General features: G+C 67.0%; 21 protein-coding genes, 1 tRNA gene and 1 pseudogene. 15 read left to right on the forward strand and 8 right to left on the reverse strand.

Annotation, left to right across the window (positions count from 1 at the left end; translation table 11 throughout):
- The first annotated feature begins 7 nt into the window (after positions 1-7).
- A complete protein-coding gene (locus tag E6J58_09865) occupies positions 8-1033 on the forward strand; it encodes a DUF2891 domain-containing protein (protein TMB38129.1) in 1026 nt (341 codons plus the stop codon).
- A 24-nt stretch (positions 1034-1057) separates the two neighbouring features.
- Here the strand turns inward: E6J58_09865 and E6J58_09870 are convergent, their stop codons facing one another.
- Complete coding sequence (locus E6J58_09870) at positions 1058-1288, reverse strand: hypothetical protein (GenBank protein TMB38130.1); 231 nt, start codon at positions 1286-1288, stop codon at positions 1058-1060.
- A 252-nt stretch (positions 1289-1540) separates the two neighbouring features.
- Between E6J58_09870 and E6J58_09875 the strand changes: the two genes are divergently transcribed.
- The 6 genes and pseudogenes from E6J58_09875 to E6J58_09900 all read left to right on the forward strand — a co-directional run bounded on the left by E6J58_09875 (position 1541) and on the right by E6J58_09900 (position 6202).
- Positions 1541-1611 (forward strand) — tRNA-Gln (locus E6J58_09875).
- A gap of 56 nt (positions 1612-1667) precedes the next feature.
- On the forward strand, positions 1668-2438 hold the full coding sequence (locus E6J58_09880; GenBank protein TMB38131.1) for a hypothetical protein: 771 nt from the start codon (positions 1668-1670) through the stop codon (positions 2436-2438).
- Positions 2439-2446: 8 nt separating this feature from the next.
- A pseudogene (locus E6J58_09885) lies at positions 2447-2686 on the forward strand (hypothetical protein).
- 1352 nt (positions 2687-4038) lie between these two features.
- Complete coding sequence (locus E6J58_09890; protein ID TMB38132.1) at positions 4039-5301, forward strand: hypothetical protein; 1263 nt, start codon at positions 4039-4041, stop codon at positions 5299-5301.
- A complete protein-coding gene (locus tag E6J58_09895) occupies positions 5298-6026 on the forward strand; it encodes a hypothetical protein (protein TMB38133.1) in 729 nt (242 codons plus the stop codon). Before E6J58_09890 ends, E6J58_09895 begins: the two co-directional genes overlap by 4 nt.
- Positions 6023-6202 carry a hypothetical protein gene (locus tag E6J58_09900; protein ID TMB38134.1) on the forward strand — a complete coding sequence of 60 codons (180 nt, stop codon included), beginning with the start codon at positions 6023-6025 and terminating at the stop codon, positions 6200-6202. The genes E6J58_09895 and E6J58_09900 overlap by 4 nt, the downstream gene beginning before the upstream one ends.
- On the opposite strand, the gene E6J58_09905 is transcribed toward E6J58_09900, so the two are convergent.
- Positions 6169-6702, reverse strand: a complete 534-nt coding sequence (locus E6J58_09905) for a hypothetical protein (protein ID TMB38135.1) — start codon at positions 6700-6702, stop codon at positions 6169-6171. The two genes, E6J58_09900 and E6J58_09905, sit on opposite strands and share 34 nt — an antisense overlap.
- 86 nt (positions 6703-6788) lie before the next feature.
- Between E6J58_09905 and E6J58_09910 the strand changes: the two genes are divergently transcribed.
- A complete protein-coding gene (locus E6J58_09910; protein TMB38136.1) occupies positions 6789-7502 on the forward strand; it encodes a hypothetical protein in 714 nt (237 codons plus the stop codon).
- A gap of 19 nt (positions 7503-7521) precedes the next feature.
- Here E6J58_09910 and gyrB read toward each other — a convergent pair whose 3' ends face one another.
- The 5 genes from gyrB to dnaA all read right to left on the reverse strand — a co-directional run bounded on the left by gyrB (position 7522) and on the right by dnaA (position 14309).
- Entirely contained in the window at positions 7522-9957 is a 2436-nt protein-coding gene (gene gyrB / locus E6J58_09915; GenBank protein ID TMB38161.1) for a DNA topoisomerase (ATP-hydrolyzing) subunit B, read from the reverse strand.
- Between the two features lie 108 nt (positions 9958-10065).
- A complete protein-coding gene (recF, locus tag E6J58_09920) occupies positions 10066-11196 on the reverse strand; it encodes a DNA replication and repair protein RecF (protein TMB38137.1) in 1131 nt (376 codons plus the stop codon).
- Positions 11197-11553 carry a hypothetical protein gene (locus E6J58_09925; GenBank protein TMB38138.1) on the reverse strand — a complete coding sequence of 119 codons (357 nt, stop codon included), beginning with the start codon at positions 11551-11553 and terminating at the stop codon, positions 11197-11199.
- Positions 11554-12675, reverse strand: coding sequence for a DNA polymerase III subunit beta (locus E6J58_09930; protein TMB38139.1), 1122 nt, complete (start codon positions 12673-12675; stop codon positions 11554-11556).
- 194 nt (positions 12676-12869) lie between these two features.
- Complete coding sequence (gene dnaA, locus E6J58_09935; protein TMB38140.1) at positions 12870-14309, reverse strand: chromosomal replication initiator protein DnaA; 1440 nt, start codon at positions 14307-14309, stop codon at positions 12870-12872.
- Positions 14310-14624: 315 nt separating this feature from the next.
- Here dnaA and E6J58_09940 point away from each other — a divergent pair, with 315 nt between their 5' ends.
- Genes E6J58_09940 through rsmG form a run of 7 tightly spaced genes read left to right on the forward strand, consistent with a single transcriptional unit; the run spans position 14625 to position 18249 of the window.
- The gene (locus E6J58_09940; protein TMB38141.1) at positions 14625-14774 is read left to right on the forward strand and encodes a 50S ribosomal protein L34; all 150 of its coding nucleotides are present in this window, start codon (positions 14625-14627) and stop codon (positions 14772-14774) included.
- A gap of 16 nt (positions 14775-14790) precedes the next feature.
- Positions 14791-15168, forward strand: coding sequence for a ribonuclease P protein component (rnpA, locus tag E6J58_09945; GenBank protein ID TMB38142.1), 378 nt, complete (start codon positions 14791-14793; stop codon positions 15166-15168).
- Positions 15165-15410 (forward strand): membrane protein insertion efficiency factor YidD, encoded by a 246-nt coding sequence (gene yidD, locus E6J58_09950; GenBank protein ID TMB38143.1) that lies wholly within the window; start codon positions 15165-15167, stop codon positions 15408-15410. The genes rnpA and yidD overlap by 4 nt, the downstream gene beginning before the upstream one ends.
- Positions 15407-17155: a membrane protein insertase YidC gene (gene yidC / locus E6J58_09955; GenBank protein ID TMB38144.1), complete on the forward strand. Its 1749-nt coding sequence runs from the start codon at positions 15407-15409 to the stop codon at positions 17153-17155. Before yidD ends, yidC begins: the two co-directional genes overlap by 4 nt.
- Positions 17156-17158: 3 nt before the next feature.
- Positions 17159-17383, forward strand: coding sequence for a hypothetical protein (locus E6J58_09960; GenBank protein TMB38145.1), 225 nt, complete (start codon positions 17159-17161; stop codon positions 17381-17383).
- Between the two features lie 12 nt (positions 17384-17395).
- Positions 17396-17614 carry a hypothetical protein gene (locus E6J58_09965; GenBank protein TMB38146.1) on the forward strand — a complete coding sequence of 73 codons (219 nt, stop codon included), beginning with the start codon at positions 17396-17398 and terminating at the stop codon, positions 17612-17614.
- A 47-nt stretch (positions 17615-17661) separates the two neighbouring features.
- Positions 17662-18249, forward strand: coding sequence for a 16S rRNA (guanine(527)-N(7))-methyltransferase RsmG (gene rsmG, locus E6J58_09970; protein ID TMB38162.1), 588 nt, complete (start codon positions 17662-17664; stop codon positions 18247-18249).
- A 44-nt stretch (positions 18250-18293) separates the two neighbouring features.
- Here the strand turns inward: rsmG and E6J58_09975 are convergent.
- Positions 18294-18701, reverse strand: a 408-nt coding sequence (locus E6J58_09975; GenBank protein TMB38163.1) for a protease, incomplete at its 5' end; no start/stop codon positions are given.

The raw sequence follows: 18701 nt of genomic DNA on the forward strand, positions 1-18701 counted from the left end.
TGCGCGGATGGTCCACATCCTCGCGGTAGCCCTCTCGCTGGATGCAGGCGCGGCCTCGCACTTTGCGCAGCTCGCGCTGCAGTGCGCGGAGAAGGAGTACCCGAACAAGCTCGACCACGTGATGAACGGGCCCCACGAAGTGCAGTCGCCCCGTGCCCTCCACCCCGCATTCTACGGCTGCTACGACTGGCACTCGACGGTGCATGGGCACTGGATGCTGGTGCGCCTGCTGCGGCAATTTCCCCAGCTTCCCGAGGCAGCCGAGATCCGCCGCCAGCTGGACGAGCATCTCTCCGAGCAGCCCGTCGCGGTGGAGGTCGCTTACTTCGGACAGCCGAATCGCAAGAGCTTCGAGCGGACGTACGGTTGGGCATGGCTGCTCAAGCTGCAGGCGGAGCTGCGCAGCTGGGATTCACCGGAGGCGCGCCGCTGGGCCCAGGCTCTCCAGCCGCTGGCCGATACCGTGACGCGCGCTCTCTCCGATTTCCTGCCGAGGCAGACGTATCCGATCCGCACCGGTGTCCACCCCAACACGGCGTTCGGCCTGACGCTCGCGCTCGACTACGCGCAGGCCGTGCACGACGAGAAGCTCGGGGCGCTGATCGCCGAGCGGGCGCGGACCTACTTCGCGAAGGACACCGAAGCGCCGCTCAAGTGGGAGCCGGGCGGCGAAGACTTCCTCTCTCCCGCGCTCGAGGAAGCGACGCTGATGGCGCGCATCCTTTCGCCGTCCGCTTTCCGCTCCTGGATGAAGGCCTTCCTTCCGGCGGTGAAGCTGACGCCAGCGATCGTCTCCGATCGTACCGACCCGAAGATCGTCCACCTCGACGGGCTCAACCTCTCGCGCGCCCGCTGCCTGTACGCGCTCTCGACGGCGCTCCGACGCCCGGCGCTCGCGCAGCTGGGCGACACGCACGCGCAGGCCTCGCTGCCGTTCATCGCGAGCGGCAGTTACGAGGGCGAGCATTGGCTCGGCACGTTCGCGGTGCAGATGCTGGACGCGCGCGAGCAAGGAACCGCGCTGACCCGCTGACGAACCGCCCGATTCACCGACCCGTCAGCGGTGGCCAACGCGACGGGGCTTCGCCGGCAGTTTGCTCGAGAGGAACCGCACGGTCCGCAGGTACTCCTGACGAAGAAACGAGATCTCCACTGCGCTCGGGTCCGCGTCGAGCGGCCCCAGGTAGTCCTGGTGTGGTGTGCCGCAGTTGGCGCACCGGACCCAGATGACTGCCGGCTTGAATGCGAGGCAGTATTTCGGCTTCTGTACGAACACATGCGGGCGCACGACGCCCTCTGCGAATACCGATATGTAGCCGCACCGCGTGGCTACGTCCGGAATCGGCGTTGGACGACAGCGCCGTCCGGAGATGCAAGTCAATACCGCCCACAGGGTATGGCGCTTTTACAATGCTGCGGTGCGGATCGTCATCGCTCTTGCGAGAGCCAGCGGCCTTGCGTACTGGACGGACGTGCAGGCAGGGAAGCGCTGTGTCGGTCGTTTGCGCAAACTGCCATCGTGAGCGAACCTATGGAGCGATCGGGAGTCGTCTAACGGTAGGACAGCGGCCTTTGAAGCCGTGAATCGGGGTTCGAGTCCCTGCTCCCGAATCTTCGTGCGGCGGCCGCCAGCTGACCGATAGGATTCGCCGCGTACGCGACAGACGATGTCGCGCATGCGCAGGAGCGACGACGGGCAGGCGCTGGTCGAAGCGGCGTTCGTCTTGCCTGCCTTCGTCTTCCTGTTGCTGGTTGCGCTGCAGCTGACGCAGCTCCAGCAAGCACGGATCCTCGCGGACCACGCGGCGTTCGCCGCCGCGCGCGCCGGCATCGTGATGAACGGCGATCCGGCGAAGATGAGGGACGCAGCCGTCCTCGCGGTGCTGTCCGGAGTGGGTCCGACCGACGGCGCGGTGGCGCTGGCCAGGACGCTCATCCGTTTCAAGGCGGAAGAGGCTGCGCTCGGCGCCTTCGGGCTCGAGCAGATGCGCGTGCACGTGCACAACCCGGTCGCACAGGACTTTCCGGTCTGGGGCCAGCACCTGCATGGCGAGGAGATCGACTTCGATGATGTCCGCCCCGGCGTGACGGATGCGACCCTGCTCTCGCTGCAAATCAGGTGGCTGTACGAGCTGAAGGTGCCGTTCGCCAACAAGCTGCTCCAGACCATCTGGATGGCGGCAAAAGGCGGACTTCTCGGCGGCTGGCAGGGCTGGGATCTGTCCAGCCCGCGTCTCGGGTCGCAATCCGGACCCGACGCGGTCCGGGCGTCGCGGGCCGGCGCGGCCGGCAACGCCGTCGAAGACGGCATGCCGCAGGGTCTCCGGCTCGGGGCGCTCGTCGCCGCCGCCAGCGCCGGTCGGTACTACCTGCCCGTCCAGGCCTTCTACACGATGAGGATGCAGTCCAACCCCTACCGGAAGTGGGCGCACCGGTGATCGGCACCATGAATCAGCTCCGGCGCACGGAGGAAGGGCAAGCGCTGGTGCTCGCGGCCATCTTCGGGCTCGTGCTGATGCTGTGCGTGCTCGGCACCGTCAATCTCGGCCGCACCGTATACGACAGGATCCAGCTCCAGGCTGCCGCAGATTCGGCGGCCTATTCGCAGGCGGCGATGGAAGCGCGGGTGATGAACTTCACCGCGTACACCAACCGCGCCATGGTCGCGCACTACGCCTCGGTGATGGCGGCTACGAGCTACCTGACCTGGCTGCATTTCATCTGGGCCGGCCTAAAGCCGCTGCTCGAGATCCTCGGCGAAGTTCCTTTCATCGGTCCGATCGCCGCCGCGATCGAGAACGGCCTCTCGGCGCTGATCCGCGTCATCGACGCCGGCGTCGCGGCGCTGAGCCCTCTTCTCTCGGCCGCAAACATGCTCCTCTACGGCCTGCAGGAGGGAGCCTGGCAAGCCGTGTGGGCGCGGCTGGGAAGGTCGCTTCCACCGGAAGCGCATTCCGGCGACTCGGCGGCGCGCCCGTACCAGCCGATCTGGCCTGCGGCGCTTTCGCTCGCGAACCAGGCGGTCTTCGCGCAGACGCGCGGTCACCTGACCATGCCTCAGGACGCGGCTGAGACGCTCCAGATCCTGGCCAATGCAAAGGACAAGCAAGTACAGCAGGCGCGACTGCACATGCTGGAGATCGCGAACTCCGCGCGACAGCCGTGGGTTGCGTACGGAGACCGCTACGGGAACCCGGCGCTGTCGCCGATGGCGCGTCACTTCCGCTGGGGATTCTCCATCGGGGTGGTGTCGCTGCAGTTGGGCAGCGTCGGGCGGACGGAGATGGGCGCGTACGCACCCCGCTCCGGTCTGCAGCGCGGACAGACGGCACCGCCCCAGATCTGGAGCGCACAGCGGCTGCAACTCGTCGCCGAAGCGTTCGGGTTCACGAAAAGGCTGAACGTCCTGTCGCTGGTGGAGATGGATCAGCTCTACGCGCCGTTCCCGCGGCCGGAGCACCAGTACTACCTGCTGTTCTCGCTGCCAGGCTGGCTCAAGACGATCCTTCCCGGCGTCGGACGCGTGCGCGACGCCATGAGCGACGCTCTCCAGCAGTATGCGCCTTCGCCGGCGCAACGCCTGTTCTGGATGTCGCCGTACGTCTACTTCGCACCCGAGGCGAAGGCGAAGCCATCGCCGGGACCTGGCGCCGCGCTGGGCAATTTCGGCCAGCCGGATGTCGTCGTCGGCCTCGCTCTGGACGAGACCGATGCGGAGCCCTCGGCCTCGGCCGTCTACCGGCGCCGCTTCTCCTGGAACGGCCGCAAGGCCGGCGCGGCGGCCGTGGACTTCCGTTGGAAGGAGAGCGATTCGCCGGCGATTCCCGGGCTGCCGCCGGCGCTGCAGCCGCTCCATCGCGGTCTCAACGTCTTCGCCGCCGCGCAGGCGTACTACCACCGCCCCGGCGACTGGAAGGAGATGCCCAACTTCTTCAACCCGCTCTGGGGAGCGCGCCTGATGCCGGTGCTCGAGACGAACGTGGCGGCGAAGCTCGGGCTCACCGCCGTACCCGCACTCCGCCAGCTTCTCCTGCACTGATGAACCGGGCGCACACCGACGAGCAGGGCAGCGCGCTGGTCGAGGCGGCCCTCGTCATTCCCGTCCTGCTGCTTCTCGTGTGTGGTTCGGTGGCGCTGACGGATGCGGCGGCGCTGAAGCTGAAGCTCGCCGAGGCGCTGCGCTACGCGCTCTGGGAAAGTACGGTGTTCAAGCCCGAAGCGAGGATCGAAGCGGAGGTGCGAACCAGGTTCGCCGATCTCCGCTCGCCGTCCGCGGTTCGGTCGCAGGCCACAGGCCTCGTCCTGTACCCGCACGCGCGAAACCTCTCGTTCCGCGCAACCGTCGACACCACCTCCGCCGAGGTTGCTCTCGGCGGATCGGCGAAGTTCCCGAAGCGCGGCGGGCCCTGGGATCGGTTCGTCGACGCCCTTGGCGGTGCGCTGGACGAGGCGGTCGGACCGGCGACCAGGGCGATGGGATTCAATACCCACGGCGTTTCCGTCGCGCGCGTCGCCCTCGAGGCCCACGCCGACGGGCACAGCGTCATCGCCGGCGAGTTGTGGCCGCGGTCCGGCCTGCGTCGATTCCGTCTGCAGGCGCCACTCGAATCGCAAGGGCCGATGCAGCTCGTCTTCGACACCTGGAAGGCCTGGCCCAAGCCCGCCGCTTACACCCCCAGCGACGCGGGTACGTACGTGCGCGTTGCTCCCGCGCGCACGTACCCGGAAGTGGAGAAGCAGGTCAGCGCGCAGGTGAGGCAGATCGCATTCTTCGGCGCCCGCCGCATTCCCGGATCCGACGATCTTCGCGCTTTCGCTTCCGGCCTCCTGCGCGCCGGCGTCACGCGGACTCTCGCCGGCGGGACGCTGCCGGACATCTTCTCCACGGACCGGATGGACGACCGCGGGAGCACTCGCGGTCCCATCACCATTCTTCCGCCGGAGCGCGCTGCGGAAAGCTGGGTCCCGCACTGGTGCGAAATCGCAGGCGCCGACGTGCCGTGCCCGACGCAGCGGGCTGGCGATGTGACCAGCGCGGGCGCGGCGCGATACCTGGACGGCGAGCACAGCATCGGGGACCGCGTGGACCGTACCCGGTACACGGTCCCGTACCGGATCCGCACGACGTACTGGAGCCGCTATGGGGGCATGGACCGCGAGCTCGATGATGCGCGGCTCGACGCGGTGGACCCGCGCATTGCCGCAGAGAATGGCTACGTGAAGACCTATCGGTGCCGCGGGCATTTCTTCGGAGGTTCGCAGAAGGCGCAAACGGCAAAGGCTTTCGGAGGCTGCAAATGAAGGTCGTGCGAATCCTTGCCGCCATCGCGACGTCGGCCACGGTCCTCGTCGGTGGGGCCTGGTCGGGAGGCGCGCTCGCTGAACGGCGCGCACCGGAGCGTGCCGCCGCCGTCACCTGTCCCGGCAGCCATGACGTCGTTCGGATCGGCGAGGGCCTCGCGGTCGCCGGTCAACCCATGCAACTCTCGCTGTTCCGTACCGGCGACCCGCCAGCTCGCATCGCGCGGTTCTACGCCGACGCCTTCCGCGCGCGCGGGCTGACGCCGGTCATGTCGAGCGAGACGAACCTCGCGCATGTCGCGGCGTTCGACCCCGGGGACGGACTCCAGCGGTTCATCACCGCCATCCGGTGGCCCGATGGCGCCACGCTGGTCATGGTGGGCTCGGCCAATCCGCGCATGCCGCCGCGGTTCCTCGAGGGCGGGGAACGAGCTTCCTTCCCACTGCCTCCCGGACATCGGGGCGTTCTCGCGTTTCGCAGCGCCGATGCGGGTTCGAGCGCGGAGAGCGCGCACTTCGTGACTTCCCTTCCTCCCGGCGAGGTTGCGAGCTTCTACCGATCGGCGCTCGCAGCCGAGGGATACAGCGAGACGCCGGACCCTCGGAACGAGGGCCTGTTGACCTTCCTGAAGCGCAATTCCGCGATCTCGCTCGCGATGCAACATCTGGGCGAAACGTCGGGCGCCGCGGTATTCATCATGCGGTCCGAAGGCGAAGTGCGATGAGACGGCGCGGTGAGCAAGGCCAGGCGCTGGTCGAGTCGAGCATCCTCCTCGCGACCTTGCTCGGAGGGCTGGCAGTGGGCGGCGTCTGGCTGATGAAGACGCATCCGCAGATGCTCCGCGCCATCGACGCGCACGTCCGCGGCTATCTCTTCGCGCTTTCCCTTCCGTTCCCCTGATCCCACCCCGGTGGAAAGACGGAGTGGCCGCCAGTGGTCCCGGAGGTGAGCAACTCCACCGATTGCCGCGGAGAGCGCGCCTTCACGAGTCCCCAGAGCGGTACGCTCCTCGCCCGCCAGACCCGCACTGGCACGCGCGCCGTACTGCGTGGCAAAGCCAGGCGGATGCGATCGAGCGGGATTTCGACGGGCTGCTGCGCGGCGAGCATCACGTACATGCGTCCGACGTTTGCGGGCCAGGGCCGGTCGCCCTCGATGAGCACTCTGGCCGCCGAAGCGATGCCGCTTTCCCCCGCTGCGGTCAGCTCGAGCCAATATCGTCCTTCGCCTTCGGCTGGCAAAACCGTCGCGCGAACCCGGACGTCCTCGCGGCCCCGCGTGCGCACCAGATACTCCGCCCACGATCCCGGTCGCGGATTGATGGGCCCCAACGCGGCGGGGATCGCGGGATCGGCAAAGAACGGCAACGACGCCGCGGCGAGCAGGAACGCGAGAGCCACGGCGAGAAGCCTGGAACGCTCCGGCCGGCGTTGCAATGCGATCTCTGGCGGAGCCACCGCCGTCGGCCGACGACTATGATGCCTCGGTGATCCGCCTCGCCTACTTGTGCGCGTACGCCCTGGTCGCGGCGCTGGGCGAGGCACTGGTCGCGCGCCCCGCGTCTCTCTGGCTCCGCTCACAGGGCCTCTTCCACCCCGCGCTCGCCTGGGAGGTTCCTTACGGTTCGCTGCTCGCCGCGTCGGCTGCCGCCCTCGCTCTGTTCACAGTCTGGCTCGGCTCGCACACCGCGATGGGCCGGAAGCCCGTCCTGCCTCTCCACGTCGCCTTCCTGCTGCTCGTCGGGATCTGCCTCGCCCTGCGCTCCGCCTCGGGCGAGCCGCGGCCGCCGCCGGATCCCGCTCCCGCTCTCGTCTCCGCCCTCGCGGCCGCCGCGGCCGAGCTGGATCGCAGTTATGCCAGCCTCTACGCGTCAGACGCTGCGCAGTTCGCCTCTTCGCTCGCCCAGATCGCTGCGCCCCCGTTCCTCAGACTTGGCCGGCGGATCCCACTGCACGCGAGAATCCTCTCCGCCGCAGAGGGCGCCCAATTGGAGCCGCTTCCAGACGATCAGCCCGGAACGCTGTACATCGCGATCTCCCGGGATCGCCAATCCGCCTGGCTCACGGCACTGTCGCTGAACGGGATCCTCGAGCTCCCTCCCGGGAGCCCGGCAATCGCCGAAGCGCACGCAGGGACCCACTCCGCACCTGGCGCCGATCCGAAGATCCCGTCCTATACGCCTGTGCGTTCAGGAAAATGATGGCGGTTGACCCGCAGCGCTAGATGTCGAGATTCGTCGCATCCAGCGCGTGCCGCTCGATGAACTCCCGCCGAGGCTCGACCGCGTCGCCCATGAGCGTGGTGAACATGAGCTCCGCTTCCGCCATGTCGTCGGCGTGCACTTCCAGCAGCGTCCGCTTCGCCGGGTCCATGGTCGTACTCCAGAGCTGCTCCGGGTTCATCTCGCCCAGCCCCTTGTACCGCTGGATCTCGAGTCCCTTCGACGCCGCCCGCTTCACCGTCTCGACCAGCTCGATGGGATTCTGCGCCGTCTGCCCCGCCGCGCCGTCCTTCGTGGTCAGCGCGTACGGCGCCTTCCCCAGCAGCGCGAACTCCCGTCGCAGCCGCTGCAGCTCGGCGAAATCCGGCCCGCTCAGGAAGACGTGGTCCACGGCCGTCTCCCGCATCGAGCCGTTGTGGCCGAGCCGCACCACGATCTTCTGGCAGCCATGCTCGGGATCGTCCGCGACCTGCAGCGACAGCGTCTCCGCCGGCTCCGCCTTGGCCAGTGCGTTCTTCAACGCGTCGGCCTGCTTCGCAAGGACCGCCGGAGCGCGGAGCGCCTGCGCATCGATCTCGGTGGCCGCGAGCACCGCGTCGACCACCCGCCCATCGCGCCGCTTGTCGACCTTGCTCAAGAGTCGCCGGTATTGGAGCACTTTCTCCAGCAGGGCCTTGAGCTGCGTGCCCGAAATCTCCTTGCTGCCTTGCCCGCGCACCGATGCGCCTTCGGTTCCCAGATCGAGAAGGTGCGCATCCAGCGACGAGTCGTCCTTCAGGTAGATCTCCTTCTTGCCCTTCGCGACGCGGTAGAGCGGCGGCTGCGCGATGTACAGATGGTGTTTGCGGGCGCCTTCCTCCGTCTGCCGCGCCACCACGTCGTGCATCTGCCGGTAGAAGAACGTGAGCAGCAGCGTGCGGATGTGGCTGCCGTCCACGTCGGCATCCGTCATCAGGATGATCTTGTGGTAGCGCAGTTTCTTGATGTCGAACTCGTCGTGGATGCCGGTGCCGATCGCCGTGATCATGGTGGCGATCTCCTGCGACGAGAGCATCTTGTCGAAGCGCGCCTTCTCGACGTTGAGGATCTTGCCGCGCAGGGGAAGGATCGCCTGCGTGCGCCGATCGCGGCCCTGCTTCGCCGACCCGCCTGCGGAGTCTCCCTCGACGATGTAGAGCTCGCACTTCTCGGGGTCGCGCTCCTGGCAGTCAGCCAGCTTGCCCGGCAGCGACGCCGAGTCGAGCGCGCCCTTCCGGCGGACGGTCTCGCGCGCCTTTCGCGCCGCAATGCGCGCGCGAGCCGCATCGGCCACCTTCGCCATCACTCGCTTCGCAACCCCGGGATTGCGCTCCCAGTACTCCGTCAGCTTGCGCCCGACGAGATCCTCGACGACGCCCTTGGCCTCGGTGTTGACGAGCTTGCCCTTGAGGTTGCCTTCGAACTGCGCGCCGGGGATCTTCACCGAGACGACGGCGGTGAGGCCTTCGCGGATGTCCTCGCCCGAGGGTGATTCCTTGATCTCCTTCCAGGAGCCGTTCTCGTCGCCGTACTTCACCACCGTGCGCGTGAGCGCGCTCTTGAATCCGATCAGGTGCGGGCCGCCGTCGACGGTGTTGATGTTGTTGGCGAACGAGAACACCTTCTCGTCGAAGCCGTCGTTCCACTGCAGCGCCACGTACACCTCGGCGCCGTTGACGTCCCCGCGCACCGCGATGGGCGGGTCGAACAGCACCGTCTTGTTCTTGTTCAAGAGCTCCACGTAGGCGACGATTCCGCCGTCGTACCTGAAGTCGTGGCTCTTGTCCGACCGCTCGTCGCGCATCAGGACGCGAAGGCCCGGGTTGAGGAACGCGAGCTCGCGCATCCGGTTCGAGAGCACGTCGAAATTGAAGTCGGTGGCCTCGAGCACGGAGGCGTCGGGCTTGAAGGTGACCCTGGTCCCGCGAAGGGAGGTGCTGCCGATCGACTTCACCTGCCCGGTAGGAATGCCCGTCTGGTACCGCTGCTTGAAGATCTTGCCTTCCCGATAGACTTCGACCTCCAGCCACTCGCTGAGCGCGTTGACGCAGGAGACGCCGACGCCGTGGAGGCCACCGGAGACCTTGTACGAATTGCCGTCGAACTTGCCGCCGGAGTGGAGCTTGGTCATCACGACGTCGAGCGCGTCCATCGGCTCCGTCGGGTGCGGCCCCACGGGAATTCCGCGGCCGTCGTCCTGGACCGAGAGAGAGCCATTGGCGTGGATGGTCAGCTCGACAGTCTTCGCGTGACCGCCGAGCGCTTCGTCGACGGAGTTGTCCACGACCTCGTACACGAGGTGGTGCAGGCCCTCCGCGCCGACGCCACGGATGTACATGTGCGGGCGCTTGCGGACGGCTTCGAGCCCCTCGAGGACCTTGATGCTGTCAGCCGAGTATTCACCTGCGGCGGGCACCGAAGAGGGTGCCCGCTTCTCGTGCGCAGTCTCCAAAATCTCACCTCTGGGAAGTGCCCGGAATTATCACCCGAAACGCGCCGGAAGCAAGGCGAAAAAGCGCTCAGATCACTCTGAAAACAGGGTGTTTTTTGGAGCGATCCGGCCGCTCTCCACGCGCTGGAAAACGGCCTCTTTCACGGCGCTTTTCGCCACCAGGTTCGGGTCGGTGGTCGTGAGGACCACCTGCCCGTCCAGACCGCCCAGATAGCGCATGAGAAACGCGTTGCGCGAGGGGTCGAGCTCGCTGGAGACGTCGTCCAGCAGCAAGAGCGGCGCCCGCCCCTGCGCGGCGCGGAGATTCTCGATCTCGCCGATCTTGAATGCCAGCACGATTGCGCGCGACTGCCCCTGGCTCGCATACGTTCGCGCCTGCGTCTCGCCCAGCAGCAGCCCGAGGTCATCCGCGTGGGGGCCGACGCTGGTGTAGCCGCGTTCGCGGTCGCGCGGCAGGCGGCGGCGCAGCGCTTCGAGGAGCCGTTCCTCGAGCGAAGCGCCCCCTTCGGCAAGCGCGTCCGATTCCCGACCCGCGGCGAGGTACGCGAGGGTCAGCGGTTCCTCTCCGCGCGCTACCTCCGCGAACGCTTGCTGCGCGTGCGGCCGGAGCTCCGCCAGTACGCCCTCGCGCCGTCTTCTCACCGAGGCGCCGAGCTTCGCCACGGGCTCATCGAAGCTCGCGATCAGCTCCGGCGCGGCCTGGTGCCGCAGCAGCTCATTGCGCGAGCGCAGCGCTCGCAGATACGCCCGCGCGTCCGCGAGGTGCGCCGGATGGCGATTTTGCGCCGCGCGGTCGAGCAGCTTGCGTCGCCCTTCGGGTCCTCCCTTGACGACCAGGACGTCGTCTGGCGTGAAGGCGACGGTGGCGAGCCCGCCGAACAGCTCGTCAGGATCGCGAACTGTCTTGCCGTCCACGCGGGCGCTGCGCCCTTCCCTTCCGACTTCGACCTCGACTTCGCGCACGCCACCTGGCAGCTCGAAGCGCCCTCGCACCAGCGCCGGCTGGTCGCTCCCGATCCGGACCAGCTCGGCGAGCTTCTGCGCCCGCAGTGGCCGCAGCGTGCAGAGGAGATGGCAGGCTTCGAGGAAGTTCGTTTTTCCCTGGCCATTCGAGCCGAACAGCACGGTCGTGTGCCGCCCGAGCTCGACGCGAGCATCGGCGAGATTGCGAAACGCGCGCGTGCTGACGTCGAAGAGAAGCACCTACTGCTTTACGCACATGTCGAACGGCACGCCGGCGCCGGCGCTGCGGCACTCGTACTTCACTGGGCACCGCGGCGACGGCTTCTTCGCCTTCCTGCCGACGTCGACGGGAGCGCCGGGACTGAGCTTCTGTGTGCCGGATTCGAAGGAGGCGCAGGGCAGCACGCAGAATCCCTTGTCCAGCGGCTTCCCCTTCATGTCGCTCTGGTGGACGCACCGCTGCGACCGGTGCTTGCAGTCGGCGTTCTTTCGACAGCTCTTCCCCAGTCCCATCGTTCGCGGGTCCCTGGACACCTTCTGCGACGGGCGGGCGTCGGATGCGGCAGCGAGGAGAACGGCTGCGAGCAGAGCGCTCATTCAGATGCGCATCGGCATGATCACCGCCGTGTATCTCGCGCCTGCTCCCGGTTCCCCGGCGGGCTTGAGCACACCCGGCGACAGCTCGTCGCAGAGCTCGACCTTCATCTGCTCGGCGTCGACCACCTGGAGGACATCCATCAGGTATCGGGCGTTGAAGCCGATCTGCAGCGGCAGTCCTTTGTAGGAAACCGGGATCTCTTCCTTCGCGTCTCCCAGGTCGGGGTTCTGCGAAGTCACCTTCAGCGATCCCTCCTGCAGCTCGAAGCGGACGGCGTTGGTGCTGCGGTCGCTCGAGAGCAGGCTCATGCGCTTGAGCGTGTCGAGCAGGCGCGGCCGGTCGACGGTGACCGTCCGGTCGGCCTCCTTGGGGATCACCTGCTGGTAATCGGGGAAGATGCCGTCGATGAGGCGCATCACCATGGTGACGTCGCCGCGGCGGAAGACGCCGGAAGTCTCGGTGAAGCCGAGCTCGCAGGTTCCGGTCTGGTCCTCGGACAAGAGCCGGCGCAGCTCGAAGAGTCCCTTGCGAGGCACGATCACGCCCCGCTTGAGATTGAACTGCCCCTCGAGCCGACGCTGCACCAGGCTGAGCCGGTGCCCGTCGGTGGCCACCATCCTCACGTCGCCTTCGCCGCTCTCGAAAAAGACGCCGTTCAGGTTGTGCCGGGTCTCGTCGGCCGAGATGGCGAATTGGGTCTTCTCGATCATCTCCAGCAGCGCGGTCGGATCGACTGGGACAAAGTTGACCTTCTCCGAGCGCGGGAAGGGCGGATAGTCCTCGGCGGGCTGCCCGACGATGTTGAACTCGGCCGCTCCCGAGGTGAGCCTCACCCGGTTGTTCGCCTCGCGCCGGAGCACCGCCGACTTCTCGGGCAAGGCGCGGACGATGTCGTAGAGCTCCTTGTGCTTCAACGCCACCGAGCCGCCCTTGCGCACCTCGCAGGGGTGCGTCCCGGTGACGCCGATCTCCAGGTCGAATGCCGAGACGCGCATCCTCCCGTCCTCGGTCGCCTCGAGCAGCACGGAGGCAAGGATCGGCATCGTGCTCTTCTTCTCGACGATGCCCTGCGCCCGGTACAGCGCCCGGGAGAACTCGTCGGTCCCGATCTGGAGCTCCATCTCTGCTTACCTTTCTGATCAGGAAAAGAGGATCTCGTAGTGCTCTTAGAGCCTGTGGATCTGTGGGGAGTGAGCGTTCATCCGCAGGATCGTTGATCTTCGGGTTGCGGACAACCGATTCGAATCGCTGTGCGCGAGCTGTGCGGCGGCCGCTGGCGAAACCGTCCACATGTGTCGCGCAACCTTTCGCACACTCAGGAGTTCAGCCGGCGAAGGAGGGACTGAACGGTCTTCGAAAGGTCGGGTTCCTCGTTCATCAGCTGATCGATCCGCTGCTCGGCGTTGATCACCGTGGAGTGATCCTTGCCGCCGAACTTCTCGCCGATGACTGGATACGAAAGGCCGGTGATCCGCCGCGTCAGGAACATGGCCACCTGGCGGGCGCGGGCGATGTTCTGCTGCCGCCGGTCGCCCTTGATGTCCTGCGGCTTCACCTGCATCGCTTCGGCGACGATCTTGATGATGGTCTCCACGTCCGGCTTGTCGCCGCGCACGACCAGGATGTTCTTGAGGACGTCCTGGGCCAGCTCGACGGTCAGCGCCGCCCCGGTCAGGCTCGCGAACGCCGCGAGGCGGATGAGCGATCCCTCCAGCTCCCGGACGTTGCTGCGGATGTGCGTCCCGAGGAAGAGGGCGACGTCGTCGGGAAGGGCGATATGGTCCGTCGCCGCCTTCTTCTTGAGGATGGCGACGCGCGTCTCGGTTTCTGGCGGCTGGATGTCCGCGATCAGTCCCCACTGGAACCGGCTGCGGAGCCGCTCCTCGAAGCCCTCGATCTCCGTCGGGAGCTTGTCGGAGGTGACGAAGATCTGCTTGCCGGCCTCGTGAAGCGCGTTGAAGGTGTGGAAGAATTCCTCCATCGTCTGCTTCTTGTTGCCGAGGAACTGGATGTCGTCGAGCAGGAGGATGTCGCACTTCTCCCGGTAGCGCGCGCGGAATTCGGGCATCCGGTGCTGCTCGAGGGCATGGATCAGGTCGTTGGTGAACGACTCCGACGACAGGTAGACGACGTGGCAGTTGGGGTTCTGCCGCAGCGCGTGGTTGCCGACGGCGTGCACGAGGTGCGTCTTGCCCAGTCCCACGCCGCCGTAGAGGAACAGTGGGTTGTAGGCCTTGCCCGGAGCGTTGGCGACCGCGGTGCAGGCGGCCACCGCGAACTGGTTCGAAGGGCCGACGACGAACGAGTCGAAGGAGTACTTCGCGCTGATCTGGAGCTGGCGGGCCCCGGGGGGCGGTTCAGAGGGAGGAGGGGTAGTAACCGGAGGACGGCTCTCCGGAACGGGGATGGCCTCGGCGACATCCTCGCCCGGTGCGCGCTCGCGTACGACAAACTTGACGACGCACGGGCGTCCGAGCTGCGCCTCGAGGTCCTGCAAAAGGACATCGAGCAGGTTGTCGCGGACCCAGTCGATCATGAAACGGCTGGAGTGGGCGAGCGTCAGCTCGTCGCCTTCCAGGCTGACCGGCTTGATCGGCTCGAAGTAGGTCTGGAACGTGTGCCGGGAAAGCCGACCCTTCAGACGGTGGATCGCCCGCGTCCAGAGATCCGTCGCTGCACGTTCCGACTCGAGAGAATTCGCCACCGCAGAGCCGTCCACAGTGTTGTTCACAGCTGTGGATAAGGAGCCAGGCATCGGAAGTCCCCCGGGATTTGTCTTAGGAATAGGACGCCCCTCGAGCGCGCGGCGCGGCTCGCTGGCCGTGGATGTCGGTTCTCCGGAATGTCTGCCTGACAACAAAAACGAAACAGCGCCGCGGACCCTAGCAAACGGGGCGAAAGCGGATCAAGCGCGATCTCCAAAGTGGCTGGATCGACGCCAGATCAATGGCAGCCGGGGCCCGAATCGTTTGCGCAGCGAACGATCGGTCGTGCGCCGCGGACGTTTCTTGACTTGCCCGGTCGCGCATGCTTTCTTGCCGCGCTTTTCGCTCTCAGGAGGCAGTCCGTCGTGAAGCGCACGTATCAGCCGAGCAAGGTCCGCCGCAACCGCGAGCACGGGTTTCGCAAGCGAAATGCGACGCGAGCGGGGCGGAGAGTCCTCAAGCGCCGCCGCGCGAAGGGCCGCAAGCGGCTCGTGGTGAGCGCGCCGAGAAAGTAGCCGCACGGGAGGGGCCGTGGCGGCCTACGCATTTCCAAAGAGCGCGCGTCTGCTCCGGCGTTCTGATTTTCTCGAGGCCCGGAAGACGGGCAGCAGTTTCGCGGACGGGCCCTTGGCGGCAAGTTTTCGCCCGCGTGAAGCAGCGCCGACGCGGCCGGGAATTGCAGGCGGCATGGCGCGCGTTGGACTCATTGTGTCGTCCAAGGTAGGAGGCGCCGTGGCCCGAAACCGGATCAAGCGTCGCCTTCGAGAGGCGGTCCGGCTCGAGCTTTCCGCGCTCCCCGCCGTGGATCTGGTGCTGGTCGCGCGCGCGGGCGCAGTGGATGCGTCCGTCGAGGACTTCCGCCGCTGGCTGCGCCGGGCCGCGGTCCGCATCGCGGCGGTGACGCCGTGACGGTACGTCTGCTGTCGCTGCCCCTCCTGGCCCTGATCGCGGTCTATCGGCGGCTGATCTCCCCAATGATTCCAGCGGCTTGCCGCTACTACCCGAGCTGCTCCCAGTACGCGCAGGAAGCGGTGCTCGCGCATGGGCCGTTGATCGGGCCCTGGCTCGCACTGCGGCGGCTGCTCCGTTGCCATCCGTGGGCCGTCGGCGGTCCTGACCCCGTGCCGCCCGCGCGAAAGAGACTCGCATGAAGAACCAGAACCAGAACCTGCTCGTCGCCGTCGCCATCTGGCTCGCCTGCATGTTCGGGCTGTACCTCTTCTTCCCGAACGTGATGGGGGGCAAGCGCGCGGCGCAGCACAAGCCGGAGCCGGCCGTCCAGGCTCCGCCTCCGACGGCGCCACCCGCCGCGGCCCCTTCCGCCACGGGAACGGCGGCTGCCCAGAAACCCGCCGATGTTCCACGTGGAACGCCGGCGGCGAGGCCTGCGCTGCGGACGGTGACGTTCGAGACGGCGCGAACGCGCGTCGTCGCCACCAGCGAAGGGGCGGCGATTCAGAGCGTCCAGCTGATCGGCGAGAAGTGGACGCGGCACAAGGGCCTGAAAGACGAGTCCCAAGTCGATCTCGTCTTCTCCCACGGCGGAGAGCCGCTCCCGTTCAGCACCGTCGTCTCCGGCGCCGATGGCAAGCCAATCGTTCCGGCTGCGACGCCGTACGAGCTCCTGAAGTCAGACGCCACCGGCGCGACGTTCCGGGCGGAGCAGGGCGGGGTGACGATCACCAAGACCCTCTCCGTCAACCCGCAGAACTACGGCATTGCCCTCGCGGTCGAAGTGCGAGCCGCACAGGGAGTCTCCGGCCAGCTCACGGTCCTCTCGGGAACGCACGCAGAAGAGCCGCAGGGAGGCTTCTTCACTCCCCACAGCAACACGCCGGCGCGCAGCATCTGCTCCGCTGGGAACAACAAGGTGGAGCGCCTGGCCATCGGCGCGAAGAATCCCGTCTTCGAGGCGGCCGCAGCCCAATTCGCGGGCATCGACGAGCAGTACTTCCTCAGCGCCATGATGCCTCCCGCGGGAGTCCCCGCCACCTGCCGCCTGGAGGCGCAGGGCGAAAAGGCGGGATCGCTGATCGCCTCGCTCACCGTACCGCTGCAGGTCGCGGCTGCCGCCCCCGCGCAACTGGCGTTCCAGGGCTACGCAGGCCCCAAGGGCGAGTCTGAGCTCACCCAGGTCGGCAAGCCCCTGAAGGCGTCGATCGACCTGGGGTTCTGGTCCGTGATCGCGGAGCTTCTCCTCGGGATCATGAAGTTCTTCTACCGCGTGGTCCCACCGCACAACTGGGGCATCGCCATCATCCTGCTCACGCTGGCGATGAAGGTCCTGACCTTCCCGCTGCAGCACAAGAGCATGAAGTCGATGCAGGAGATGCAGCGGATCCAGCCGCAGCTGGAGGAGATGAAGAAGAAGTACGCCGGCGACACCCAGCGTCAGAACCTCGAGCAGATGAAGCTGTTCAAGGAGCACGGGGTCAACCCGATGGGCTCCTGCCTGCCGATGCTGATCCAGATGCCCATCTGGTTCGCGCTCTACACCACGCTGCAGGTCTCGGTGGAGCTCTACAACGCGCCGTTCATCCACGGCTGGATCGACGACTTGACCAGCAAGGATCCGTACTACGTCCTGCCTGTCGCCATGGGCATCACGATGATCCTCACCCAGATCCTGACGCCGACGCCCATGTCGAATCCGAGCCAGAAGACCATGGGCTACGTGATGAGCGGCTTCTTCTCCCTGCTGATGCTGACCCTGCCCTCCGGCCTGACCCTCTACATCTTCACCAACAACATCCTGTCCATCGGACAGCAGATGTACCTGCGCCGCAAGCTGCATCCGGCGAAGGCGAGTGCGCAAACGGTGGAGGTCGGCAAGAAGAAAGACGACCACCCGGGCAGTAGCGGCGGCGCCGCGGACCGTGCCAAGCTCCGCGCCTGACCCATGGCCGAGACGGCAAAGAAATCCCCCAGGAAGAATCGGCTCTTCGGAGCGGCCATCGTCAAGGCCGTGCTCCGAAAGCGCAACGGCGTGACCGCCAGCAGCGAGCTTTACGAAGGCATTCTCCGCGACCTGGGGGTCACCGACGTCCAGGTCGAGGAGTACCTGGCGGAGCATGCCGAGGAAGTGGAGCTGGCGATCCGGAGCCACGGGCGCAGGGGGGACTGAGGAGGAGCGAGAGTGGCCGACGTCGAGGGAACGCTGTTCGTCGCTCGATCGACGGGGCCGGGCGCCGTCCGGGAGGAGCAGTTGTCGTTCCGCGACCTCCAGTCCTTGCTCGACGCCTGTACCTCGTCGGAGGGCACCGCCCTGGTCCGGGTAGAAATCGTCGGGACGAGCGCCGGCGAGCGCCGTCGCCTGGTCCTGGATTTCGGTCACTTCGGGCGCGACGAGGAGTGATCGTGGAAGCTGCGCAGCTGAAGCGGATCGAGGAAGGAGCCGCGCAGATGGGCGTGCGGCTCGGCCCGGAGCAGCTCAAGCAGCTCGGCCGACACGTCGATCTGATGATGAAATGGAACAAGTCGATCAACCTGACCGCGATCACCGATCCCGCGGAGGTGGCAGAGAAGCACGTCCTCGACTCACTGGCAGTGGTGCCCGTGTTGCCTGCGGGAAGCCTGCTCGACGCGGGCAGCGGGGCCGGGTTCCCCGGCATCCCCGCCGCGATCGCGAAGCCGGAGCTCGACGTCGCGCTGGTGGACTCGGTGCAGAAGAAGGTCGCGTTCCTCAAGAGCGCTCTCGCGGAGCTGCGGCTGCCCCGGGTGAGGGCATATGCCGTGCGGCTGGAGGGCAACCCCTCGAAGGAAGAGCTACCGCGGGTGCACGCGGCGGTCGCGCGCGCCTACGCGCCCCCGCAGGAGTGGCTGCAGCTCGCGCAGCACTACGTGCTCCCGGGCGGCGTCGCCATCTGCATGCTCGGACCGGCAGAGGAGGCACCGGAGAGGGTGGGAGATCTCGCTCTCAAGCAGCAGCTCGGATACACGCTGCCGTTCTCGAAGTCCCAACGTCGCCTCGCCATCTATCGGCACCTGTAACACCGTTCCACGTGGAACGCGGCCGCAGAGGCAACCCCGCCTCTTCAGGGATGAGCGCCGGGCTGAGAAGGCCGGTTCGCGTCGACTCCCGATTCCGAGCGCTCGAGTTCTTCGACGATGGCGTCGGAGAACTGCTGCAGGTCATCCGGCTTGCGGCTGGTGATCCAGTTCCGATCCCTGACCACCGGTTCGTCCTTCACCGTGGCTCCGATCTGCCGCAGGTCGTCCTGGATCGTCTGCCAGGCAGTCAGGGTCCGGCCCTTGACCAGGTGCGCCGCGATCAGGAGTTGCGGGCCATGGCAGACCGCCGCGATCGGCTTCCCCGCCTGATCGAACTTCTTCACGAACTCGACCATCCGCCGGTCGGCGCGCAGGTGATCCGGCGACTGACCGCCGGGGATGAGCAGGGCGTCGTAGTCCTCCGCCTTCACCTGATCGATCGATTTCTCGAC

Source organism: Deltaproteobacteria bacterium, assembly GCA_005879535.1.
Classification (GTDB): domain Bacteria; phylum Myxococcota; class Myxococcia; order Myxococcales; family 40CM-4-68-19; genus 40CM-4-68-19.